The organism is Fischerella thermalis PCC 7521 (assembly GCF_000317225.1).
GTDB classification, from domain to species: Bacteria; Cyanobacteriota; Cyanobacteriia; order Cyanobacteriales; family Nostocaceae; genus Fischerella; species Fischerella thermalis.
The window spans coordinates 15,244-41,125 of sequence record NZ_AJLL01000017.1 but is presented as its reverse complement, the minus strand read 5'-3'; the positions used below and the strand labels follow the sequence as shown (position 1 = coordinate 41,125).

17 protein-coding genes, 1 tRNA gene, 1 pseudogene and 1 riboswitch are annotated in these 25,882 nt (G+C 39.5%); of the genes and pseudogenes, 6 read left to right on the top strand and 13 right to left on the bottom strand.

All coding sequences use genetic code 11. The features are described 5' to 3' along the window. Positions 1-542: 542 nt before the first annotated feature. From UYK_RS0104825 to UYK_RS0104805, 5 genes are all read right to left on the bottom strand, one after another. Positions 543-974: a hypothetical protein gene (locus UYK_RS0104825; RefSeq protein ID WP_009459890.1), complete on the bottom strand. Its 432-nt coding sequence runs from the start codon at positions 972-974 to the stop codon at positions 543-545. Positions 975-1,210: 236 nt separating this feature from the next. After that, a complete protein-coding gene (fcmC, locus tag UYK_RS0104820) occupies positions 1,211-1,720 on the bottom strand; it encodes a filament morphology membrane protein FcmC (RefSeq protein WP_009459887.1) in 510 nt (169 codons plus the stop codon). A gap of 5 nt (positions 1,721-1,725) precedes the next feature. Further along, positions 1,726-2,874, bottom strand: coding sequence for a filament morphology actin-like protein FcmB (fcmB, locus tag UYK_RS0104815; protein ID WP_009459880.1), 1,149 nt, complete (start codon positions 2,872-2,874; stop codon positions 1,726-1,728). 260 nt (positions 2,875-3,134) lie between these two features. Continuing rightward, on the bottom strand, positions 3,135-3,749 hold the full coding sequence (locus UYK_RS0104810) for a DedA family protein (protein WP_026086365.1): 615 nt from the start codon (positions 3,747-3,749) through the stop codon (positions 3,135-3,137). Between the two features lie 177 nt (positions 3,750-3,926). Next, a complete protein-coding gene (locus tag UYK_RS0104805) occupies positions 3,927-5,018 on the bottom strand; it encodes a Gfo/Idh/MocA family protein (RefSeq protein WP_009459876.1) in 1,092 nt (363 codons plus the stop codon). Positions 5,019-5,595: 577 nt separating this feature from the next. On the opposite strand from UYK_RS0104805, the gene queC reads away from it, so the two are divergent. Beyond that, positions 5,596-6,276, top strand: a complete 681-nt coding sequence (gene queC, locus UYK_RS0104800) for a 7-cyano-7-deazaguanine synthase QueC (protein ID WP_009459874.1) — start codon at positions 5,596-5,598, stop codon at positions 6,274-6,276. 48 nt (positions 6,277-6,324) lie between these two features. On the opposite strand, the gene UYK_RS0104795 is transcribed toward queC, so the two are convergent. Both UYK_RS0104795 and UYK_RS0104790 read right to left on the bottom strand, forming a co-directional pair. Beyond that, positions 6,325-7,695: a hemolysin family protein gene (locus UYK_RS0104795; protein ID WP_009459869.1), complete on the bottom strand. Its 1,371-nt coding sequence runs from the start codon at positions 7,693-7,695 to the stop codon at positions 6,325-6,327. 83 nt (positions 7,696-7,778) lie between these two features. Further along, entirely contained in the window at positions 7,779-8,480 is a 702-nt protein-coding gene (locus UYK_RS0104790; protein ID WP_009459868.1) for a hypothetical protein, read from the bottom strand. Positions 8,481-8,656: 176 nt separating this feature from the next. On the opposite strand from UYK_RS0104790, the gene UYK_RS0104785 reads away from it, so the two are divergent. After that, positions 8,657-8,729: transfer RNA gene (locus tag UYK_RS0104785), tRNA-Ile, on the top strand. 150 nt (positions 8,730-8,879) lie between these two features. On the opposite strand, the gene UYK_RS0104780 is transcribed toward UYK_RS0104785, so the two are convergent. After that, a complete protein-coding gene (locus UYK_RS0104780; RefSeq protein WP_016871011.1) occupies positions 8,880-9,320 on the bottom strand; it encodes a tudor domain-containing protein in 441 nt (146 codons plus the stop codon). Positions 9,321-9,529: 209 nt separating this feature from the next. Between UYK_RS0104780 and pyrE the strand changes: the two genes are divergently transcribed. Beyond that, positions 9,530-10,150: an orotate phosphoribosyltransferase gene (pyrE, locus tag UYK_RS0104775; RefSeq protein WP_009459863.1), complete on the top strand. Its 621-nt coding sequence runs from the start codon at positions 9,530-9,532 to the stop codon at positions 10,148-10,150. 352 nt (positions 10,151-10,502) lie between these two features. Here the strand turns inward: pyrE and thiC are convergent, their stop codons facing one another. Continuing rightward, positions 10,503-11,882, bottom strand: a complete 1,380-nt coding sequence (thiC, locus tag UYK_RS0104770) for a phosphomethylpyrimidine synthase (RefSeq protein ID WP_009459862.1) — start codon at positions 11,880-11,882, stop codon at positions 10,503-10,505. A 7-nt stretch (positions 11,883-11,889) separates the two neighbouring features. Then, a riboswitch (TPP riboswitch) is annotated at positions 11,890-11,984 on the bottom strand. A gap of 1,206 nt (positions 11,985-13,190) precedes the next feature. Between thiC and UYK_RS0104765 the strand changes: the two genes are divergently transcribed. Continuing rightward, a complete protein-coding gene (locus tag UYK_RS0104765; RefSeq protein WP_009459861.1) occupies positions 13,191-14,177 on the top strand; it encodes a terpene synthase family protein in 987 nt (328 codons plus the stop codon). Positions 14,178-14,268: 91 nt separating this feature from the next. Then, positions 14,269-15,657: a cytochrome P450 gene (locus UYK_RS0104760; protein WP_009459859.1), complete on the top strand. Its 1,389-nt coding sequence runs from the start codon at positions 14,269-14,271 to the stop codon at positions 15,655-15,657. A gap of 7 nt (positions 15,658-15,664) precedes the next feature. Here UYK_RS0104760 and UYK_RS0104755 read toward each other — a convergent pair whose 3' ends face one another. From UYK_RS0104755 to UYK_RS0104740, 3 genes and pseudogenes are all read right to left on the bottom strand, one after another. Then, positions 15,665-21,334: an ATP-binding sensor histidine kinase gene (locus UYK_RS0104755; RefSeq protein ID WP_016871010.1), complete on the bottom strand. Its 5,670-nt coding sequence runs from the start codon at positions 21,332-21,334 to the stop codon at positions 15,665-15,667. A gap of 198 nt (positions 21,335-21,532) precedes the next feature. After that, positions 21,533-22,182 (bottom strand): annotated as a pseudogene (locus tag UYK_RS0104745) (IS5 family transposase); the annotation flags it as partial. 215 nt (positions 22,183-22,397) lie between these two features. Next, complete coding sequence (locus tag UYK_RS0104740) at positions 22,398-22,973, bottom strand: response regulator (protein WP_016871008.1); 576 nt, start codon at positions 22,971-22,973, stop codon at positions 22,398-22,400. 209 nt (positions 22,974-23,182) lie between these two features. On the opposite strand from UYK_RS0104740, the gene lipA reads away from it, so the two are divergent. Next, positions 23,183-24,058 carry a lipoyl synthase gene (lipA, locus tag UYK_RS0104735; RefSeq protein WP_009459856.1) on the top strand — a complete coding sequence of 292 codons (876 nt, stop codon included), beginning with the start codon at positions 23,183-23,185 and terminating at the stop codon, positions 24,056-24,058. Between the two features lie 91 nt (positions 24,059-24,149). Here the strand turns inward: lipA and UYK_RS0104730 are convergent, their stop codons facing one another. Next, entirely contained in the window at positions 24,150-25,793 is a 1,644-nt protein-coding gene (locus UYK_RS0104730; protein WP_009459855.1) for an alpha/beta hydrolase, read from the bottom strand. Between the last annotated feature and the right edge of the window lie 89 nt (positions 25,794-25,882).

Below are 25,882 nucleotides of genomic sequence, written 5' to 3'. Positions count from 1 at the left end.
GCGCTTTAAACAAGACTTGGAACACAGCTAATAGTTATGCACTTAAACAAGACAAGCGCCAAATCCACACTATGCAACAAAACGCAAGGTATGCCGACAAAGCATTTGCCTCTTACGTTATCTCTAACACTGAATAATTTGTTTTGTTCTTTCTTGCAACTATGCTTATGCTCTCGCCAAGATCCCACCACGTAAGAATTCGCCATCTAGCTTCCGGACAACTGCTTTCTTAGAGATTGTGCTTGGTGATATGCATTTCACATTTAACTTATTTCTTCATAATATTTTTAGTTACCCATGACCCTTTAAAGGCAAAGGTAAAAAAACACCTTATATTAGCAAGTTTGTTGCTGATTTTTTTATAACAGGTAGATAATAAAGGTCAAAACTCAAGCTTATTTCTGTGTTATCCAATTATTGTCAATACCCTTTCCAATAAAAAATATAGAGGGAGAATCCTTATTATAAATTACCTACGGGAACTTATTCTCAAAAGTTTCTCAGCTTTTAGTTGAAGCCGATTTTATGGGTTGTCTTGTTGATTACTTCCGAACTTGAGCGCCGAACCCAGCTGCTTTAAATTGCTTAAGCTTGAGAGGAGTGGGTTGATTTGCTGCTACGGAAATTCTTAATTCAAAATCACTGATACCTGGCGGTACTTCAGGTATGGAGCCAAGGCGGGTACGATTTTGCATGACTGGATCATTATTTGCATCATAGATGCGTCCAAAAATATCTGCATCGTAAACTGTTTTATAAGTTGGATTTTCAGCTTTCCCTATGACTAGAAAACAGTTAGCTGCCATTGTAGTACCACTAGTAACCGCTCCTTTTGCTATTTCTGGTGGACACTCTTTATAAGTTATGTCAAAGAGTCTAATTTGTGTCAGTGCTATGGCAGTAGGACTGTACACCCAGGATAACAATCCAAGTAAACAGGAAAAGAATATAAGCGTGAGCGATCGTAACAGCATAACGTACACCTTGGATAGTATTGAATAATAGCCAATCTACAACCCAGCTTATCAAACTTGGTAATTGTTGATTGTTGGTTGTTGGTTGTTGGTTGTCTCCCTATCACCCTTGTCTTCTTTGTCTCCCTTATCCCTAATTCGCCATGCCTAGCACTATCTAAAATATTAAACCTCCTTAATAGAAGATACTACTAAGGAGGTCAAAAATGGCACAATAATATCACACCCTGGGGTTCCTAGAAATCATCCAGATACTGACTCAGGCGGCTAATTACAGGATCAACATCTTGAGGAGGTGTGGCAGTATAAGTAGTTGTAACAGTATGATTTACAACCTCTGATACTGCTGTCGATGGTGTCGGTGACTGTATGGCTGGTGTCTGATGAACCATAATTGCCAGCTGTGCCACTTGTTGACTGAGTTGTGTCAAGTGGCGTTCCATCATCTCCAATCGATTAGATTCTTTAGCAAAAAAACGTTCCTCAAGGTCAGCTAGTTGCCTTTGTAGTTCAGATATTTGCAGTTCTACTCCTTGTGTCGGTACTGGTTGGGGAGTAGGCGGTGGGCTTGGTCTTACTGATTCCGGCACGCACAAAGCTTGCCACAGGGCCTCTTTACAAAGGTCGCTGAAAGTCTTGTTGGGATCTTTCTCCAATTGGCTTTCAATAAGCGCTAACAAACTCTCGTCAGCCACCCCTGGGTTGAACGTAACCGATTTAACCACCTTTTTTGACCATTGGAACATTATTTTTAAGCCCTAGAAGAGCGATTGGCGGATAGTTGTGCCTCTGCATAAATGAACTGCCCTAGAGCGTTAGCTTGTCGAGATGGTGATGCTAAGTGGGCATTAATTTTTGCTTCTTTCAACAGACGTTGAACGTCTTCCCAGAAGAACTCCCCACCGCCACCAGTGAGAATCACATCAGTGACGCGCTCTGGTAGCCATGCTAACACACGACTGCAAATTTCACGCGAAAACATTTCTATCAAGTTGGGCAGAAAATCATCTAGGTTGGCGGGTTTGCCTACACCTCTGGGACGGTAGTAGCGATCGCCTTTGGGACGGTTAACAGCAGCAATTAAAGCCAAAGATTGACTATCAGCCCCTTCAATTTCGGCGGCTACTAGTTCATAAAACTTACTCATACCAAAGTCTTCACTCTTAGAAGCACCTCGGGCAAAGCGGAAGTTATCTACCATCAAGCAATCGATGGTTTGATGTCCAATATCAACAATCGCCACTGATACTTTAGTAAAATCTGGCATTGCTGCGGTTTTCTTCGGTTGGGCTTCGCACCACAAAAGACTACCATAGCCTTCTGGCATTACCCAAACCTTAGTGATGTTTAGCGATACATCTTCACCGCGAAACTTCATTGTGTGAGGGCCACTCAATTGGCTGATTAGCTGGGCTTTTTCCTTTTCAAATTGTTCTTGAGAAAGGTAAGGCAAACCCAACACAACAGAAATATCATCTTTGAGCTTGAAGTAACCAGCACAAGCCAAAGTTTTTACAAGTGCATCTTCTACTTTAGATTGACCTACACCCAAATTAGCACCAAAATCGGCAGCTAGTTGACCGACAGCATATCCACTACCTTGATACTCCAACCACAAATCCATCAAAGGATCTGTTGCACGGGCTTCAAAAACGCCTCCCCGCACTTGTTCCATCGACATTTCTTTAACGTTGGCAGAGACGAATATTACATTTGCTGGTTCGCGACTCACACAAGCTTTTGTGGAGGTTCTACCTAAGTCAACACTAAGAATCTTTTTACCAGTGCTGCTACTAGCTGTTGGTGTAGGAGTAGCATTGATCGGAGTAGATGCCGATACTCTGTTCATTGGTATGGCAGCGGCATTCATCGGGGTGGCTGCGGAAGGTTGGTCTGTCATGAAAGCTCCTAATACTTACTTACCTTGAAAAAGTTACCATGCTCATCTTACAAAAATGCGTGTATCAGAAATTATTGGTAAGGTCAACATTTAATTGAAAACCTGCCAAGAATTACTTAATAACTTAGTGTGAGTTAATTTGCCAAGGCTATGCTGAGATAAAGTCAAATAGCAAACCATTTGCAGCGCTTTGTCATTTATAGCGCTACTTTTTACACCAAAACAGTTGTTTTTGGGAATCGTGATTGGGGGCAAGTTTTTTATCTTCTCCTACGTTTGTGCGTCCGCTTTAATACCAAGACAAGAAATGCTAAAAGTATAACCGCAAGCACAATTTTTGATACAGGAGCAAGGTACTTGTCCACAAGTTCATATTGACTACCCAATATATATCCTGAGTATGTTAGCAAACCTACCCAAACAGCGCTACCCACAGTTGTATAAAAAATAAAAGATGGCAAAGGCATATTGCTGAGTCCTGCGGGTACGGAAATCAAAGTACGAATTCCGGGTACTAGGCGTCCAAGCAGTACAGCTTTGTTACCTTGCTTGTCAAACCAATGTTTGGACTTGGTAATATCTTTACTAGTTACGGTTATCCACTTACCATATCTATCAGCCCAAACTTTTAAGCGGCTTTCCCCGAGAAATTTACCAGGATAGTACCAGATGAGTGCGCCTAGCACGGAGCCGAACAGTCCAGCTAAAAATACACCAGCAACACTGAGCTTTGTATCTGGTAAATTTGCTGTGTATCCTGCTAAGGGCATGATCAATTCTGAAGGAATAGGGGGAAAGAGGTTTTCAAGGAACATCAATAGGGCAATTCCTACATAGCCCATAGATTCGATAGTAGTTTTGATCCACTCTGTCATTGAGTCAATTCCTAAGATTGTTAAATGTTGTTTGTTGGTTGTTGTTTGTTGGTTGTTGCTGGGTTTTCCAAACAACAACCAACCATCAACCATCAACTATTTACATAGGTTAAAGGAGAGGGAAAGAGTAATTTCTTACTTCTCCCCCTCTCCTGATGTTTCACTCTCCCACTCTGCTTAAACAGTGGGTGTCAAAGATTGCACTCTCGATTCAGATTCCCAATCTAATGGGTTCCAAACTCTTTCTTCCAAAGCCATCTGCTCAATTAGACTTGCCAATCTTAAAGCTTTGAGAGCTTGTTCGCCACCAACTGAAGGTTGATTACCACCACGCACGCAGTTGACAAAATGTTCCAACTCTGCCCCCAATTTATCAGTATTGCTAGTATAAACTTTTTCAATCACACCATCTTGCTTGTAAAGCACTTGCCGATAGTCTGTCATAGAGTTAGCTATGGTATGACGATGAATCAAAATTTCATTCTTGAGAAAATCTGCCTCTGTATATGAAGTTTTACAATGGGCGACTATACTGCGGATTTTGCGGTGAGTGACTTTGCTGGCAGTTAAGGTGGCAACAATGCCATTAGCAAATCCTAAAGTTGCAGTCACATAATCTAAATAACCAGAGTCTAAGGTACGATTACCACTAGCCGTTAATTTCACCACTGGTGAGGCGGCTAATTCCAACAGTAAGTCAATATCATGGATCATTAAATCCAGAACAACTGAGACGTCGTTGGCACGATTTGAGTAGGGACTCATGCGATGGGCTTCTAACGCCAACACTTCCTCAGTCTTCAACACTTTGCTCAATTCCTGAAAGGCTGGACTAAAGCGTTCAATGTGACCTACTTGCAGAATACAACCAGATTCGGCTGCGGCATTGACTAGAGATTCTGCCTCAGAAATACTGGCTGCGATCGGTTTTTCTACCAAAACGTGAATTCCTGCCAATAGGCAAGAAATTCCCACAGCGTAATGTAGGCGCGTGGGAACAGCAATGCAGACCGCTTCCACATGGGGCAGCAGATCGCAGTAATCCTCAAAAAAACGCACCTTGTATCTACTGGCGGTTTCTAAGCCTCGTTCGACGTTTATATCTGCAACACCAACCAGTTCAACGTCTTTCATGGAACTCAGGATACGGGCATGATGTTGACCCATGTTACCCACCCCGATCACGCCTATGCGGATCGGGTAGGGCTGGGTACGGTGTCCGTGTCCGTTTTGTTCTCCTGCTGACATGCTGCTATCTTGCACTCTCATTCTCTCCTCAACCACCAATTTAGAGACGCTACAATCGTTGGCTTTGATACTTGAACTGCCACTGATTAGTCGTCTAAAACCATCCAGATGGTAACATAGAGGTTCTGTTTATGAAGAATTTCAAAGTTTGTTATGAGTTCCCACCATCTGGGTCTGTTTTATATACTCAGTAGAGTTTGATGTTTGTTTTTAAACTTAGCAAACTAAGAAAATTGGTGTTATTTTTGACCCGAAAAAGCAAGTATGATAACCACATATACTTAGTTAGTTACTTAGTTGGTTAAATTTAATAAATTAATTAGCGGTATAATTATCCAATTATTCCCAGTAAAAATAAATAACTTTTTTGTGAGTTAAATTACCAACTACAGAGAAGTTTTGATTTCAAAAGGCTTTATTGGAATAGCACGGGTCTGCATTAAGATCAGCAATTATTCTTGTTTATTAACCAGAGATGGGTTTAAGAGGGTAAAGGTGTAGGAGTGTAAGAGAAATCAATTTTATCTATGCCCCTACACTCATTCCTATACTCTCGCCTACATCCCCATACCTTATATCTCTACATCCAAGCGTGAATATGAAAGCCGTTATTTTATTGTCTGGTGGATTAGACTCTTCTACTGTTCTCTACCAAGCACTAGCAGATGGTTGCGAGTGTTACACTATTTCCTTTGACTACCAGCAACGGCATAAACGAGAGTTGCGCTCAGCATTAGCGATCGCAAAAACAGCAGGCGTAGTCCAAAATCAAATAGTAACCTTTGACTTACGGCAGTGGGGCGGTTCGGCACTTACAGACGACACTATTGATTTACCCCAAATGCGTTCCTTGGAGGAGATGTCGCAAAATATTCCTGTTACCTACGTACCAGCACGGAATACTATCTTTTTGAGCTTTGCCCTTGCCTATGCCGAAACTATTACCGCCGAACGTGTCTACATCGGTATTAACGCTCTAGATTACTCTGGGTATCCTGATTGCCGCCCTGATTATATCCAAGCAATGCAGGAAGTCTTTCGTTTAGGAACAAAACAAGGACGCGAAGGCAAGACCATTAACATTGTTGCACCTCTACTTCACCTAAAAAAAACTGAAATTATTCAATTAGGTAATAAATTGGGAGTTCCTTGGGAACTGACTTGGTCTTGCTATGCTGGTGATGATGTTGCGTGCGGTGTCTGTGATGCTTGTCAGTTGCGTCTTGCTGCTTTTGCGGAACTAGGACTTAAAGATCCACTAGTTTATTCCCAAAAATAAGGTGTAGGAGTATAGAGTCTAGAAAGAAAAAATATAATTCTTACACCCTTACTCAACTAATCTTCTTACCTGAATTTGGTGCAAACGGGGCCCTTCGAGTGACGTAACAGTTAATTCTAAATTTTGGTAACGTAAAGTTTCACCTAAGGCAGGAATTTTCTGCAATTGATATAGGATAAAACCTGCAAGTGTTTGGTATTCTCTTCGCAAAGGCAAATTAAGATGCAAGACATCGTTCAACTCTTCTAAATTTATTTGCGCTTGTACTAAGAATGTTTGATCATCAACAAACTCAATCAGCAATTCATCTTCATTTTCCGCAACACCGATATCACCAATAATTTGGGCAATTACATCTTGAATTGTTACTAGTCCAACTGTACCGCCAAATTCATCTACTACTATTACCATGCCCAACTTTTCTTGCTGCATCATTGGTAATAATTCACTTAAGGGAGTGTGTTCTGGTACAAATCTTACTGGGCGGATTAACGGTTTAATTGGTGTTTCTAAAACTAACTTGCCTGCAACTAGGGGTTTTGCTAAGTCGTGGAAGTAAACAATACCACGAATGTCTTCTAAAGATTCTCCGATAATTGGGAAACAAGAGTAACCAGTGGCTGCCATTTGTTCCAGAAAAGTCTGCAAGGTGGCATCTTGAGGCAGCGCTACTATATTATTGCGGGGAACCATGACTGCTTGTGCTGTTACTTCCCCAAACTCAAAAACATTTTTCAGTAGTTCTCGTTCCCCAGCTTCTAATCCAGTAGATTCACGTTCTGTAGAGATAATTAATTGTAATTCTTCAGGTGTAACAGGTGGTCTCCAACTTTGACCTGTATATTCGATGCCAAACAGTCGTAACAAATAGCGAGTTGATTGGTTAAGAATCCAAATAAAAGGATTAAAAAACCGGACAATTGCTTTAACAGAAGGACCTAAAAATCTTGCCAGCTGTTCTGAATACAGCATAGCCACTGATTTGGGACAAAGTTCTCCTAAAACAATTTGCAAGTAAGCAATGAAAAAAAAGGCAATCGGGATTGATAAAGAATGAGCGATCGCTATATTTATTCCTCCAGGAAGAGGCCACGATTGTAGCCATGATTTGACTAGAACAACAATTGTGCTTTCTCCAATCCACCCCAGCGCCAAACTTGACAGAGTAATCCCCAACTGAGTTGTAGACAACAATCGGTCTATGCTACGCTGTAGAACTTCAACGGCTAGTGCTTGTATGTCACCAGCTTCTACTAACTGATGAATACGCGATCGCCGTACTGTTACCATCGAAAATTCTGCCGTGACAAAAAAAGCATTTATGGCAATCAGTAGCAGCACTGATAACAATCGCAGCCCTACATCAGTCCAATTCAAGCTAGGAAACCCTATCACTACCAAAGCCCGTGTAAAATGCACACCCCATTTGGTAATAGGTGATTGATAATGGGTAATTAGTTGTTTTTTCTTATTATTACCTATTACCTATTACCCATTACCTATTACCTTCCTACAGGAATATCCGATACTTCCAACTTTAGTTGTTGAGCTGGATAATCTGTTAGAGAAAGTGAAATGCTTTTGACATCATCAAGTAAAGCTGTAGGAATGCTAATAGTACCAGTATATGTAGGGCTGTTATTAGGCAATTCTGATGGTAAACCATCTGTACTGGCACTCAGGGTTCGTCCTTTATCATCCGAGACATCTAAAAAACTATAGAGGAAGCGTACGGAATTTTTACCTTTGTTCTGCATTTTTACCCGCAGTTGCAATGCACCGCCAGAATAGCGGGCAGACTGTACCGAAAGATTTACGCCTTCACTTTCAGCAGAAACAGGAAATCCTGGTTGGGGTTTTTCTTCCACTTGTTCTTGGGGCTTTTCCTCTAACTTCTGTTTGTTGCTAACAGTCTCAGTTTCCTCTTCTTCTTCTTGCTCTGATTTAGGAGCTTTGCTTTTACCCTCTATTCTTGCCTTAACAGTTTTAAGAATTTCTTCCTCTTTTAAAAGCATTAGTCCTCCATGTTGAGAGTTACCCGTCTTAGCGCTGGCAAACTTGCTGGTGGGACGAGAATCAGGTGATGTTACGCCTTTGAGTGCTTTACTACCAATGTCAAATCCTAAAAAAGCACTTACAGAACCAGCTCCCAACATCAGGGCTAACAAAGTTAAAGTTAAAACTACAGTAGAATTTAGTTTCATTGCTGATAGGCTATGGCAGAAAAATATTGGTTTGTTTTAAACTCTGATTTCTAAGAGAACTTAATTAATATTAGTCTGCACTATAGCACTATCAAATTGTGTAGTGTTAAAACCTAATAAGCAAGTTGCGATCGCACGCAATTAATAAAATTGTGCTATAATTTATCAGACAACGACCAGGGTTGGCCGAGCGGTTGAGGCAGCGAACTCATAATTCGCCTTAGGCAGGTTCAACTCCTGCACCCTGGATTTAACCTAATGTTCAATTGATTGCCAGGATTTATCCGCTTTTTTGTACCCTGGGAGGAATAATTGGTCATTACCGAGTCTACGGACAGGGAACAGTTAACCAAGAAAAACTTCGTTCCCTGTTCCCTTTTCCCTATTCCCTTTTAATATTTAGCGAGGGGGCATTTGCTCAAACCGAAACTCAGTACCAATCTTAAGCTTGTTAGCATTCAAGCCTGGAGACATTAACAGGGAAGTGTTGTAAGGATTGGGTAAATCGGGAGTACGAAGATAAGGATCATTACTAACCTGCTGGTAGAGAACATCTTGATAGAGAATGTGAACCAACTCACTATCCCTAGCAATTTGATTTTCCGGAAAAGTATTTCGAGAAAATGAACCAGGTCCGAAAATATCGTTTATGTCACTTTGACTAGTGATACTACCGAAGAAATTAGGAGCATGTTTAAAATAAGCCCGTTCAAAAGCTTCATTTGGTGTCACATAGTCATCACTTAATGTTTGTGCCTTATCTTGGGCTAAAGCCGGAATAGCGATCGCGGTACTAAACAGCACCAACAACCCACCCAAAACTCTGAATTTTAAAGCCATTTTTATCGCTCCTCTGTGTTTGTGCGAATCTTAACTTATCCTTATTGTCAGAACTTCTAGTAGTGACTGTTGGTAGTTGTTAGTTAGTAGTTAGTGGTTAACAACCAACCACCAACCACCAACTACTAACATATTTTGTGGTTATGTTTTTTACCTCTCGTTACTGAGAAGTTCAACCATTGGTTTAGCACAAATTTTATTCTTTTGTAATGACCTACCAAGCTCAAACTCCTATCCATACTGACATTTGGGCAGTTAATGCTGATCTGCCGACCCTACGTAACAAATTACTGGATTTATTTTGTCAACTCGCATATCAAGAGGGTGATTTTGTCCTCTCCTCCGGACAACCTAGCTCTTATTACATCAATGGCAAACAAGTTACACTCCACCCGCAAGGTGCTTTAGCAATCGGTCGTATTCTCTTATCGCTACTACCACCAGACACTCAAGCAGTAGCTGGTTTGACATTGGGTGCAGATCCGATTGTGAGTGCGGTGAGTGTGGTTTCTGCCTATGAACACCGCCTAATACCAGCGTTAATTATTCGCAAAGAAGCTAAAGGTCACGGAACAAAGGCGTATATAGAAGGGCCAAATTTACCAGCAGGTGCAAATATAGTGGTTTTGGAAGATGTTGTCACCACAGGACAATCAGCGATGAAAGCAGTTGAACGCCTTAGAGCAGCAGATTATACAGCTAATCAAGTAATTTCTCTAGTAGACCGCCAGCAGGGTGGAGCAGAATATTACAAATCGGTAGGCTTAAATTTTCAGGCAGTATTTACAATTGAGGATATTCAGAAAAGATATCGGGAATTGAGGAATTAGTTAGGCGATCGCAGTTAGTAAATTTTATTAAACCCAGCATTATCAATCAAATTAAGGTTTGCTGGGTAGACTAACTGCTATGTAGTGGTGCTAACTCACAGCCAACTCGACGCCAAGTATAGTTTCAGATGCAGAATAATTGATTTAAATTCCCCTCTCTCAAGGCTTATCAAAAATTTTGACAAGATTTCGTTGTTTTTCACGAGGTAATAACAATTGGTTTCTGTCTGCGCTGCCAGTATTATAATTTACCTTGTAAAAAACATGGATATATACACTCAGAATGCGCATCTAGGTGGGCTTTGTTTGTTTAGCCCCAGACTGCTAGTCTGAGGGCTACTGGGAACACTGACTAACCCTGTGCTACAACTTCCTTATCCTTGGCCAAAAACTTCTCCAGTTCGGTCAATGCATCTGCATCCACCTTTGTCTGCATTGGACAGAACTTGGGTCCACACATAGAGCAAAACTCAGCAGTTTTGTAAATATCTGCTGGCAAAGTTTCATCATGGTATTCCCTAGCTCTATCAGGGTCGAGTGCTAATTCAAACTGGCGATTCCAGTCGAAGTTGTAACGAGCCCGGGAGAGTTCATCGTCTCTGTCTCTAGCGCCAGGGCGATGCCTAGCGATATCTGCTGCATGGGCTGCAATCTTGTAAGCAATCAATCCGTTGCGTACATCTTCAGAATTTGGCAGACCCAAATGTTCTTTAGGTGTAACATAACACAACATTGCAGTACCGTACCAACCAGCCATTGCAGCACCAATAGCGGAGGTGATGTGGTCGTAACCAGGAGCAATGTCTGTTACTAGCGGTCCTAGTACATAGAAAGGTGCTTCTGAACACTCTTCCATCTGCTTTTTAACATTAAACTCTATTTGATCCATCGGCACGTGTCCAGGGCCTTCAACCATCACTTGTACGTCGTGTTCCCAAGCTTTACGAGTCAATTGCCCAAGGGTCTTCAGTTCTGCTAATTGAGCTTCATCAGAAGCATCATGAGTACAACCAGGACGAAGTGAGTCACCTAAGCTAAATGAGACATCATATTTCTTAAAAATCTCAATGATATCTCGAAAGTGGGTGTAAAGTGGGTTTTGTTTGTGATGGTTCAGCATCCATTTTGCCAAGATGCCACCACCACGAGAGACAATGCCAGTCAGTCGGTTTCTGACCAAAGGCAAGTGTTCAATTAAAATCCCAGCGTGGATAGTCATGTAATCTACCCCTTGCTGGGCGTGTTTCTCAATTACATGCAGAAAATCGTCAGCAGTAAGATTTTCAATCCTGCCATGTACGCTTTCTAAAGCTTGATAAACTGGCACTGTGCCAATGGGAACAGGTGAAGCTTGAATAATGGCGGTGCGGATTTCATCCAAGTTACCACCGCCAGTAGATAAATCCATGACGGTATCAGCCCCATATTTTACCGCCAGTTTTAGTTTTGCCAGTTCTTCGTTGATATCAGAAGAGTTAGGAGAAGCACCAATGTTAGCATTCACTTTACACTTAGATGCAATGCCAATACACATTGGCTCTAAGTTAGTGTGATTGATATTTGCAGGAATAATCATCCGTCCCCGCGCTACCTCATCTCTGATTAGCTCAACAGGGAGGTTTTCCCGCCTAGCGACGTAGTGCATTTCTTCAGTGATCACACCCTGACGAGCATAGTGCATTTGACTCACATTGCTCTCGCCTCTTCGCTTGGCGACCCATTCTGTCCGCATATTTGCTTTCCTCAATAAACAGCTTCCCTGCGCCGGTATTACCCGGATTCAGGTGCAAAGGGTATAATCTCAGCCTGGATGCAGGCACCCCTAGCATGAAAGTTAATTTTAGCATTTTGTATAGTGGCTAAGAAGAGGGAATTAACATATTTATGACTAACTTCATAACACTAAGTTTTTGTCAATAACCTCATAGGATTATATCTATATAAATAGATATATTTATTACTTTTGCAAGGATGCCTATATTGTCATCTACCGATTTCAGTATTTTTTGAAATTTTGTTAGATAAGTTACACGTGTGTTAACTAGTGCTCCTATACGAAAATTAATAATTACTAAGTTTACTGATTTATATCCTCGTAAATAAATGGTTATTTTTTTTACGCTGCACTTTACTAGTAACTTGCTCTACTGGTTGTTAATCAAACTAAACGTCTATTTGTAAAAATATTAAACAATGTCATCAAATATTAACACGCCATAAAATTACCTAACAAAAAAAGTTATTTTTTTTACTTAATTTCTACAGATTTTTATACTCATAAATTTTAATTTAACCGATAACTAGCATGAAAAATACCAACCACAAAATATACTTTTATTAGCAAGTAATAAGCATCTTAATAAAGATCAAATGTGATATTAATAACATTGTATCTTTTTGTTTTAATTAAGATTAATAATTCTAGGTAATTACGGATAGCTTTTTAATAAAAAATTAAACATTATATTTATCAATGGTTTTAAGACAAAAATATAGTAAAACAATGCAGGCAGTGTAGGCAATTTTCCCAAAAATTGATTTTAATACTGTTTAGTTGTTTATATAGCTAACATAATGTCTAAAACCTGGTCTTTCCGAAAATAAGGATGTAAATAAGTTCATCCCTATTTATTGCTTGGTTTATCTTTTTTATGTCTAAAAATATAATTATCGACCCCAGATAAAGCTTAGTTATACTATCAGCTTTATTTAGATTGTGTATCGTAATAAAGAGTACACTATGTGGATTTATACTGCAACTAAATAATCATCTAATTTGACTTAGAGAATATGTGTGCAAATGCCTTCAAAAACATATAGTGCAGCTGATTGCAGATACAGTTGCCCTTTGTAACCCTAAGAATGAGTTTTGAGTCATCGCTAAAGGCTTCAACTTATTATCTTTTAAATCAAATAAGTTTGCTACAGATATTTAGTCACAAAGTAAATCCTACCAATATCAATATTTTCTTTAATTCGATACGAATTTTGACTTATGGGGTTAAGTTGATTTGCTGTTTACTTGAATTGCAAAGCTTTTATGAATGAATTTACCTTACCTGAATTATACTGCCCGTTTCCATATCAAATTAACAATTATGCCGACGTTTTAGAAAAACATGCTCTTGAATGGGTGCTTAAATACAACCTTTTAATTGATGAATCATATTACCAGTATTTCTGTAAGTCAAAAATATTTTTACTAATAGCAGGTTCATATCCTTACTGTGACTTAGAAGAACTTAAGGTGGCTAATGACTGGTTAACTTGGATGATATTTTTGGATGATTATTATGATACTTCGGATTTTAAAAATAAACCCGAATTAATCACAAAATTACATAATAGATTTTTTGAAATCTTAAGTGGTGCAGAAATCACAAATCAAGATACACCCTATAGTCATGCTTTAAATAACTTACGACATCGGACACTTCAAATCGGAAATCCTAGATGGTTCCATTTCTTTGTTTGCGCCCTTAGTGAATTTCTAGATGGGTGTGTTCAAGAAGCTCACAATCGCGCCAATGGCATTTTACCGGATATTGAAACCTATATTATTCTACGTAGGTTAACTGGAGGAATGGGGCCTTTATTTGAATTAATAGAATTTTGTAACCATTTGGAGATTCCCTATTTATTGCGAGAAAACATCATTTTGAAAAAATTAAAAATGATGTCAAACAATATTATTTGCTGGTGCAACGATATCTACTCTATACCCAAGGAGCTTAGAATTGGCGATCCGCACAATTTAGTACTGTTACTCAAGAATCACAAAAAAATTTCTCTGAAACATGCAATTACACAGGTTTCAGAAATGCACGATCAAGAAGTACAAAGGATGATAGAGCTAGAATCAACTCTTCCATGTCTTGGACAAGAGTTAGATGCTGAATTAGCTAAATATATATCAGGAATTCATGCCTGGATAGCTAGTCATTTTCACTGGTATTCCCATTCTGGTCGCTATGAAGTCACAGAAAAGCTAGCACTAGAAGAAGATGTGAAGCTGGTTAATGCTTAAAGAATAACAGTCCACTTATGAGCAACAATTACTCTGGATATCATGCTAATGCATGAGTAATTGTATAATTTATTTCTGGATAAAAATTTATATGCAATTACCCAATCGTCTTGCAATTCCCTCTTTTCTTCAAAAACTCCATTGGGCTATTGATCCTGTGACATATTTTGAGAGAGCAGCTCAGCAATATTCTGATATTTTCACTGCTCAAATAGTTGGTTTTGGAGACACTGTGGTATTCATCACTCATCCTCAAGCAATACAAGAAATTTTTACGAATGATAGAAAGAAGTTTACTGCTGCTGGTAAATTAAACAGGCTCATGCAACCTTTGCTGGGGGAGAAATCATTATTGTCGCTAGACGGCGACAGACACAAACATCGGCGACAACTCTTAATGCCCTCTTTTCATGGAGAGCGGATGCGAGCCTATGGTCAGCTAATCTGTAATATAACCGAACAAATATTGAGTGAAGTACCACAAAATCAGCCATTCTTGGCTCACGCTGTAATGCAGAAGATTTCCCTACAAGTCATCTTAAAGGTTGTTTTTGGCTTGAATGAGGGAGAGCGTTGCCAAAAAATACAATATCTGATGCCATTACTTTTAGATATTTTTCGATCCCCTTTAACGTCTAGCTTCTTCCTTTTTTCTTTCCTACAAAAAGATATAGGAGCTTGGAGTCCATGGGGAAAATTTCTGTGCCAACGACAACAATTGGATGAATTGATATATGCTGAAATAGCTGAACGTCGTAACCAAGAAGATCCTGAACGCATCGATATACTCTCATTGTTAATGTCTGCCTGTGATGAAAACGGCCAATCGATGACCGATCAGGAGCTGCGTGATGAGTTAATGACTCTGGTATTTGCTGGACATGAGACAACAGCAACATCAATGGCTTGGGGGTTGTATTGGATTCATCACTTACCGGAAGTTCATGAGAAACTCAAAAAAGAACTTGATACTCTTGGAAATTCTCCAGACCCTATGAGAATTTTCCATCTTCCTTACTTGAGTGCTATTTGTAATGAAACCTTGCGAATTACTCCTGCTGTACCATTTACACCACCCAGAATGGTACGTGACACAGTGGAATTACTTGGACATCAATTAGAGCCTGGGACTGTAGTAATTCCTTCGATTTATTTAACTCATCGACGTGAGGATATATACCCACAGCCTCAACAATTTAAGCCAGAGCGTTTTCTTGAACGGCAATTTTCCCCCTATGAATTTATACCATTCGGTGGTGGTGCCCGTAGCTGTATTGGTCAGGCTTTGGCAATGTTTCAAATGAAGCTAGTATTGACAACAATTTTGTCGCACTATCAACTTGCATTAGTGGAAAAGCAACCTGAGAGACTTCAGCGTCGAGGTGTTGTGCTTGGACCTGGTAATGGAGTCAAGATGGTAATTACAAAAAGGCGTAAGCAGCAAGAGCCTGAATTTGACTACACTTATACTGCTGTTTGATACTTATTCACTGTTGTATTGGAATCTCTATCACAAATTCAGTCCCTTGTCCTGGTTTAGAATCGCAGATTAGCTTACCCTTATGTTTGTCTACAACAATTTGATAGCTAATCGATAATCCTAAACCTGTCCCGCTTCCAACTGGTTTTGTAGTAAAAAATGGGTCAAAGATTTTTTGTTGTATTTCAGTGTTGATACCAGGGCCATTATCGGCAATACAAATTTTGACAGTATTTTTATTTGCTAACTCAGTAATAATCCGAATTTTAGGGGCTGGGGACTGGTGGTTATTTCTATTTCCTTCGTCGAGCGCATCGATCGCATTAGACAAAATATTCATAAACACCTGATTTAACTGACCAGCATAACAAGTCAACTCTGGCAATTCTCCATATTCTTTGATGACTTGTATCTCAGGACGATCATTATTTGCTTTCAGCTTGTGTTGTAAGATCATCAAAGTATTGTCGATGCCTTCATGAATATCTACAGGCTTCATGTCAGCTTCATCTAAGCGGGAGAAGTTGCGTAAACCCAAAACAATATTGCGGATACGCGACGTTCCTACATTCATAGAATCCAAAACTTTAGGTAGGTCTTGCACTAAGAAATCTAGATCTATTTCTTCAGACTTCTCTGCAACTTGAGCAGAGGGATTGGGTAATTCATGTTGATAAATAGCAATCAACTCTAATAAATCTTGCACATATTCTTGTGCATGAGTAATGTTCCCATGAATAAAGTTGATGGGGTTATTGATTTCATGGGCAATTCCGGCTACCATTTGCCCTAAACTAGACATTTTTTCACTTTGAATCAGTTGCGTTTGGGCGTTTTGCAAATTCACTATTGCTTGTTTTAAGCGCTGATTATTCTCGTTAAGTTCCTGTGTTCTGCGTTCAACTTTCTCTTCTAAAGTATGACTATATTCCTCCAAGCGTTCTTTCGCTTGTGCCAAATCTTTGTAGAGGATAGCATTCTCAAGAGAGATTGCTGCTTGGGTCGTAATTACTTGCAGAAGTTCTAGGCGATCGCGTGTAAACGCTCCTGTTGTCAGATTATTTTCTAGATACAATATACCAAGGAGTTTCCCCTGATTAATAATCGGAATACATAACAGACTTTTGGGTCGCTCACGCAGGATATAGCGATCATTGGCGATAAAATCTTCTAATTTGGCATCATCAACAACAAATATTTCTTTCGTACGTTTGACATAATTAATCAAATTAACTGGCAAATCATAGCTACAAGAAAGGCTAATGTTAGGGAATTCTGTGTAAGTAGATGCTAAATTAGAGTTGGAACTCATAGCAGTAATAGTTAAGTCCAAATCATCACCTGAACTCAGCATTAAAGCGCATTTGGAGGCTCCTGCGTTTTCCATGACTACTTTCATTAAAGTAGATAATAACTGCTCCAGTTCAATTTCTCCAGACAGTGCTTGTGAGGCTCTAATTACAGTAGTTAAATCTAAAGAATTAGATACACTTGTGCAAGAGCTAATTAAAGTTTGGTGACTGTTTTGTGTAGATAAAGTGGCGTGATGAGAAAGAGTAATTTTTTCACTGGTATATGGACTTAGTTTACCTTGCTGGAGAATAGGAGCAAGTAATTGGGAATAGCGTTTTGCCAAATCGTCAACTTTGGCTTTTGCTCCCCAGCGCAAATAACAATAATATGCATCAGTAAGATAAGTTTGGGCTATCTTATGTTTGCCCCATTCTAAATAAAATCTAGCGGCAAGTTCATTAGCGAGAGCTTCTTCATTTATATATTCGTATTCTTTGGCAAGAGCAATGGCACGATCATAAGAGTCAATCGCTTCCAAATATTGACCTAAAACTCGATACCTTTCTGCTTCTACTAAATAATATTTGTGCAGATAATTCATTGGAGCATGATGGCCCCATTTCTGCATTTTGTTCTGATTAGCTTGTATTCTATCAAGGATGGAATGTTGTTCAGAAATGGGTACTTGTGAATATACTGCTAGTCGCACCAATGAATCATAAAAATGAAAAAGAGGAAAAACTAACTGTCCTATTCCACCCTGTAAATATTTTTCCGCCATGTTAGCATTTTCTATACCTTGATGAAATTCTTGAAATAAATAACAAAGATATAGTTTATTGAAAAATAGAAACAAAAGTCCCATGACATCATTATTTTGCAGGTGAATAGGTAACATATTTTCCTCATCATATGATTCACCGCTTAAATGATAGGTATTCTCCCCACTCTCTAATAAATTCAAAACACTCTGGTGATAAATTTCATTCCAATGAAATACTATTTTTTGGTTGATTTCAGCTATAGCCTTGCTGTAGTTTGCGATCTCCTGTTTTAGCTCTGTCAGTTCTTTACCTATAAAATATGAATAGTAGCAATAAGCATTTAAAGCATAAGCACTGTATTCTAAATCTCCAGTTTCTAGTCCAACGAAGTAAGCTTCCAGTATAGGTTTTAATATTTTGCTAGCATGTTCTTTCCAATGCCTGATAATGATATTAAATGACCCTATAGTCTTGGCTTTGACTTCTTTAGCATTGAACTTAGTCAGCAAATTTGTACCTAATTTACCAAACTGATAGCCAGATTCAATATCTCCTATTACCCCACACAAAAATAAACCGTAATTAACGTATACACACGCAGAAAATAAGGTATTGCCGTATTTCAGAGATAAATGAATTTGTCGAAAGCAAATTAGTGGATACAATTCAGGAGCAGATAGATAGGCGTAGCTACTTACAGTTGATAAAATGCGCATAACTGCTAATGGTTTAGCTTCCTTCATTTCTGGCAGGTCAACTAAGTCTTCAATAGGTCTGCCATTTAAATTTGAAGTTATTTCTGCCATTGCTAGCTGTACATCAGACTGGGTAGGATTCTCAGGAAATTCTACTCCTAGCTGTTTGAGAACTATAAGCGCAGTTTTGACTGCTTTTACTGCTTGGTTCTGTGCTCCATAAGCTTTAATCATTACTTCATAAACTTTTACTTTTTCTAGTAATGTTTTAGCTTTTGCTAAAACTATCTGGACAAGTTGTTCTGTCTGCTCAAAATCACCAAGTAGGTATGCTACCTCTGCTGCTGTTTCATACAAAGATAGGATCAGTTCATATTTTCTCTTCCAACTATCATCTTTTAAGAGTTCGATACCAGTAGTTAAATACTTCATTGCTGTTGCATAAGCGGTTGATGCTAAAGCTCTACATCCAGCGATTAAATTCATATTAGCGATCTCGTCGATTTCTACTGGATTAGTAATTAAATCTACTGCAATATTGAACTGATTGACGAGAGAAAATATATTTTCTTCCCAATCTTGAATTGGGATTTTTTTCAATAACTGCTTGCCTATTTTGAGATGAATTGATTTTTTGTTATCTTCAGGAATTAATGAATAAGCCGCTTGTTGGACTCGATCATGGACAAATTTATATTTTGGTAATTGATTATTGGTAATTGGTAATTCAATCGATTGCTTCTCATTACATCTTATCAACGCCTGATTACTTTCTCCAATAAATAACTTGTAATCATCAGTTTCAGGTATAACTAATCCTTCGTGTAAAGCTGTCCACAAATCTGAAGCTGTATCTATCGCATTCTTTTCATAAACAATTGATAGTGTTTTTAGATCAAACTGATTGCCAATACATGCTGCTAATTTCAGGACTTCTTGGGTATATTTCGGCAACTTTTCTAGTTGCATAGCCATAAACTTGACAACGTCGTCTGTAAGGGACAACGTTATAATTTCTGACAGATTATATTGCCAATAACCAACATCAAAATGAAATTTAATTAGTTGCTCTGCGTGCAGAGACTTAAGAAACTGATTGGTAAAAAATGGATTACCTTTAGTTTTGGCAAACACCATTTGAGTTAGAGGAATAGCAAGGGCTTCCGAGCAATGAAGAGTGTCAGCAATCAAGCGATTCAAATCATTCTGATTTAATGGTTTGAGTGTGATGGTATTAATGATACCTCTATTTTTTTCAATTTCATTGAGTGTTAAATAAAGTGGATGTGTTCTAGAAACTTCATTATCTCTATATGCACCTATTAGTAATATACTTCCTTGATTACTACCTATTTCTTCTGCCTTATACTCTCGTGTATCCTCTGATTTAGTAGAATACAATAGAGGAGACTGCCTGGAAGTTGTGAGTGATTGAATGAATTTTAGAGAAGCAGCATCTGCCCATTGTAAATCATCCAAAAATATTACCAAAGGATGCTCTTTACTAGTAAAAACCTGGATAAGTCTTTGAAATAATAAATTAAATCTATTTTCGGCTGCATTGCCAGATAGTTCATCAACAGGAGGTTGCTTACCAATTATTTTTTCCAGTTGAGGAATGACATTAATAATGACTTGAGCTTGCTCGCCCAAAGCCGCCAAAATTTTGGCTTTCCATAGTTGAATTTCAGCATTAGATTCTAATAATAATTGCCTGATTAAATCGCGAAAAGCTTCTACCCAGCCAGCAAAGGGAATATCGCGTTGAAATTGGTCAAATTTTCCTCTAATGAAGTAGCTGTGGTGACGGGCGATGGGTTTGTGAACTTCGTTAACTACAGCAGTTTTCCCGACGCCAGGATCACCAACAACCAATATCATTTCGGTTCCCCTTAATTCATTTGTAAGGGGATTAGCAAGACGTTCAAAAGCGGTGAGTAAAGTTTCTACTTCCCGTTGACGACCATAGAGTTTTTCGGGAATAAGAAAACGGTCTGAGATATCCCGAGTTGCTAACTCAAATGTATCGATCTTGCCAGTCTCTTGTAACTGTTGTTTGCATATCTCTAAGTCGTGCTTTAAACCCAAAGCACTCTGATAGCGATCTTCAGCATTTTTTGCCATTAGCTTGCTGATGATATCAGACAAGATTGGCGGAATTTTAGGATTAACTTGGTTGGCTTTTGGTGCTTCCTTGGCAATGTGAGAGTAGACTAACTCCATTGAATCAGTAGCGGTGAAGGGTAAATGTCCTGTGAGGAGTTCAAAGAAGGTGACACCGAGGGAATAAAAATCAGTGCGGTAGTCAATTCCCCGATTCATTCGCCCAGTTTGTTCTGGGGAAATGTAGGATAGTGTACCTTCTAAAACATTAGGATTAGTGAGACATTGAATTTCTCTTGGTAGAAGGGAAGCGATGCTGAAGTCAATTATTTTGATTTCTTTTGTAGTGGGTTTGATCAAAATATTGGCGGGTTTGATATCTTTATGAATGACGCGTTGACGGTGCAGTTGATCAAGGATAGAAACAATTTGAATACTAATATCAAAAAAGTCAGTAATGGATAATTCAAATTTATTGATTTCTTCAGATTTGGGAATTGCTGTGCTTTTTTTGCTTAGCCATTGTTGAAGTGAAATGCCACCAAAGTCTTCCATGACTATGGCATAACCATTGCGATAATTTTCTAAACTATAAGTTTTAACTATACCTGGAAAATCAAGTTTTTTGCTAATTGTATACTGATTGCGAAATTGAGCTAATTCATTGAGGCTAGGGTATTCATTCCGCATCAATTTGATGATTACAGGTTGTTGGTCTTGCTCTCTGATACCCCGATAAACACTAGTTCTACTACCCAAGTAAATTTGCTCAGTAATGTGATAGCCAGGAAGGGGAATAATTTTATCTAATGGTACTAACATTTTTCTAACCAAGTCTAATTATGGTGTCCATAAATTTAGTATTCCCACTGGTCGATTACTGCTATCATCTAATTTCAGAGAATTATGTATGTTTTGTATAATATAAATAGCGGTTTGCAGTTGGGTACGGTAGAGGAAAAAACGAACACGGATGAACACAGATGCACACTGATAAAGCTGTACTTCATGCAAACGATAAGAGGTTCGTTCAATTACTTCCACTCTCACCTGTTCACCACAGACTTGCTGAACTGCATTGGCAAAGTTTTTACCAGAGTAACCCTGGTCTACCCAAATAACTTCTAATCGGGACAACTTTTCCTTTGCTTCATCCAATACAATTATCGCTCCCAATCGTTCTGGGGCATTTGCTTCAGTCACAACAACACCAATCAATAATCCTTGCGAGTCTACAACTATATGGCGCTTACGCCCTTTAACCTTTTTGCCACCATCGAAACCGTAGACCTCCCCTTTTTTTCCGTTGTCTTCACCGACTGAGAGTCAGCGATGGCAACGGTGGAATGCTCATCTCTACCTAATTCCCTTCGTAGTTTTTGGCGCACTTGATCGTGTATCTGTTGCCAGATGCCTTTACGTTGCCATTTCTGAAAGTAGCCATACACAGTGGTGTAGGGTGGGAGGTCATGAGGTAACATTTCCCATTGGCATCCTGTACGTTGTACGTAAAAGATGGCATTGAGAATCTCACGAAAATCCACTTCTACAGGATGACCAAACCCTTTAGGTGCGGGTAGAAGTGGTTTCAATACTTCCCACTCTGCATCACTCAGATCGCTAGCATAGGGTTTCCTTTGGGGATTGGCAATCTCAGGTAAACTACTCATCTTTTCTACAACTATTCAACCTGATCTAGATTAAAATCTAGTCCAGCTCACTCAAAAGCTCTTTAGATTTTCTTTACGAATCACCTCTAAGCGCTATAAGTAAACTTATAAATAGACTATATAAAGAAGTAATATAAATTAATAATTATTCAAACAAAAAAGCCTGCTTCAGCAGGCTAGTAGCTCTAGTTGTGAGCATAAAATTTGAATTGATACTACTTGATTTTCTGTTTTATAAAGGTGACAACCTGAGCTAATTGTTTCTTCAAGGCATCTATTTCTGTTTGCATTTTGACTATTTTTTCATTCAATGCTTGAATCTCATTAGCTGAGGAAGGAATGCCTGCATCAGGAGTTGTTGTAGCATTGTTCTCAGTACTAGATGCGGCCACTGGTGCAGGTTCTTGGCGTGGCTGTTTAGCTTTTGTCATGGCTGACTTAATTGCGCCAATGAGTTGCTTTTGATCAAAAGGTTTACTAAGAAATTCAAAATTTTCAAAAGGTTCTGCAATTTTCTCTGTAACCTCTTCCTTGCGACCAGACATGATCACTAGGGGAATTTTCCTGAGTTCTGGTTGGGATTGGATCTGCTGAAATACTTCCCAGCCGCTCATTTTTGGCAACAGGAAATCCAACATTATTAGGCTGAATTTTTCCTGACGGATTAGATTAAGTCCTTCTACGCCGTCTTTTGCTTCTAATACATCAAAGTTGCCCGGAGGCAACATTTCTCGTACTTTTACCCGGACAACTGTAGTGTCATCGATAACTAGAACTTTGTTACTTGCCACGACTGCTCGCTCTAACAGAAACTTTAGGTTTTGATACGGTTTTTGCTGCCTTACGGCTGTTGAATTCTCCCACTATACCCAATATTTATCTTGATTGGGGGATAGTATTTTCCTGGAGAAACTTTGATATATGAAAGTGTTTTAACTAACCTCGGCTTTGATTGACTGTAATTTATGTCATGGTGATAAAGAAGGATGAAGGATGAAGGATGAAGGCTGAAAGAAACAATAAGTCTGAAATTGCTGCTATGCCAACGTGGTTGCGTCGCCCTATTGGCAAAGCTAGTGAACTCTCGACGGTACAACGTATTATCAAGCAGCGCCAGATTCACACGATTTGTGAAGAAGGACGTTGTCCGAATCGAGGAGAGTGTTACGCCCAAAAAACTGCGACTTTTTTACTCATGGGACCGACTTGCACTAGATCTTGTGCTTTTTGTCAAGTAGATAAAGGACATGCACCTATGCCTTTAGACCCAGAAGAACCCAAAAAGGTGGCAGAAGCTGTACAAATGTTGGGATTACGTTATGTGGTGCTGACTTCCGTAGCCCGTGATGATTTATCCGATCAGGGTGCTGGTTGGTTTGTAAAGACAATGGAGGTGATTCGCCAACTGAACCCAGAGACTCAAATTGAGGTGTTGACTCCGGATTTTTACGGTGAACGGCAACGTATAGCTGCGATCGCTAACGCCAAACCAGCTTGTTATAACCATAATATCGAGACAGTAAGACGGTTAACCGGACCTGTACGCCGAGGTGCAAAGTATGATCGCTCGCTTTTAGTTTTACAAATTGTTAAAGAAATCGATCCCACCATCCCCACTAAATCTGGTTTGATGTTGGGACATGGAGAAACTGTGGAAGAAGTCATCGAAACTATGGCAGATCTCCGTAAAGTCAAATGCGATCGCCTGACAATTGGTCAGTATATGCGTCCTTCATTAGAACATTTACCAGTGCAAAAATACTGGACACCAGCAGAATTTGATAAATTGGGTGCGATCGCCAAAGAAATGGGCTTTAGCCACGTCCGTTCCGGTCCTCTAGTTCGCAGTTCCTATCATGCTGGAGAGGAAGGGTAGGGAGAGTGCGAGGGTTATGAGGGGTATGAGGAGAAAAGACTTTTTATATTTTTCACACTCCCCCCACTCCTCAGCATCTGGTTTTCCCCTTTTACTGACCCACCAGCTTGAGCCACGGTTTAAGATTTGCTGGTAATTCTGAAACAAGACTTAACGGCAGTTGTGATCTAGAGAGAGATTGAGCGTAAGCTGGTGTCAGAAATGGTTGATAGGTTTTGGCTTCTGGTGTCTGTTGTTTGACAAACGCCAAGCTCACACCTTGCAGCAACTGACGTAAGGCTTTAGTTTCTTCACCCCGCCGTTCTCTGACAATGGTAGTAGCATCACTAGCCTGATATGTAGGGTCGCTAATACTTAAGTGCGTACCACCAACAGCACAAAGTAAATATTTTTCGCCTCCTAATTGGCTAAAGGGTGTGATTTGATGCTTGAGTGCGGGAGTCAGAGTATCTTCGGTTCCAGTTAAAATTAGAACTGGTTGTTTGACTGGAGCTAACCCGTTTTTACCAAAGAGATTGCCAACCAGAGGATTAAGAGCGATCGCACTTTTTACTCTTTCATCTTTAAGCCGCAGTTTTCGTTCTGGTAGAGAAGCTGCTGCACATTGCAACCAGTCACCGGGAGCTTGGCCAAAACTTAAAGAATCTTTGCAGAATTGCCGCAATTGTGGCAAGTCAACCTCTGCTCCTAGCAAAGCTAAGGCTGTATAACCACCTAAAGAATGTCCGATCACAGTAACCTTATCTGTATTTAGTTTTCCTTGCAGTTGTCCCGGTTGGTTATCCAGTTTCGCCAGTTCATTGAGTGTGAAGCTAATATCTTTGGGTCTGTCAATAAATTCAGTCTCTGGTAGTAACTTCTGAAGATTGGGTTGATTTGAGTTTCTACTAATAGCTGTGACGTTGCTACCTGGATGTTCAATTGCGGCGACCGTGATACCGTAAGAAGCAAGATGACGCGCCAAATACCTCAAAAATCTACGATTTGCCCCAAACCCGTGAGAAATTACAACCATTGGATTTTGGCGATCGCCATTACTCCAATAAATATCTACAGGTATAGTACGATTCCGTTGTCGGTCTTGTAGGATGAATGTTTGTTGCTGGACTGTTTGTTTCCCAGGAGCAGCAGGATCGAAGTTTGTTGTTATCGGTGTACTATTTTTAACACTTAATTCACGTGATAATACTGCTCCAAAAATTTGGCTTTGCCAGTAGCCGGGGTTTAATTCCAGTGCCACAGAGATTGCCTGAGATGCGTCTACTGTTACATTTTCTTGCGGGTAGGCTCGTAAAAAACCCAGCGCACTCAGACCATTGACTTGCCGTAGTGCTAAATTGAGGGTTGCTTGCAGACTTTCGGCGCTACTACCTGGTATTACAGCCGTCAACGATGAGATAAATTGTTTGCCTACTGGGTTTTGTTTTAATTGTGCAACGAATTTGTCAGCAACAGCTGGATCTATTTCCAGACGCTTTGTGAGTAATTCTCTAATTTGAGGTGTCAGTATAGATGAAAATAGTTGCAGATTATCTGGTAAATCTCCGGTTTTGGCAAATTTTTCTAAATCCGCGATCGCTACTGACTGTTGAAATGGCCCTAAGCGAATAGTAACTGTTTCTGCCCCTAGAGTTGCAGGCATGGCTGCACCCCAACTTAAAGCTAAAGTCAGGCTACACAGTAATGACTGTCTCCAGGATACATAACGTCGCTGTCTGCTAAGCTGAAATTGCATACTAGTCACTAGTTATTGGTAACTCATATGACTTAATGACATTATCAGTCTACAAACAGTTTCGTATCAGCCAACAGTTATCAGTTATA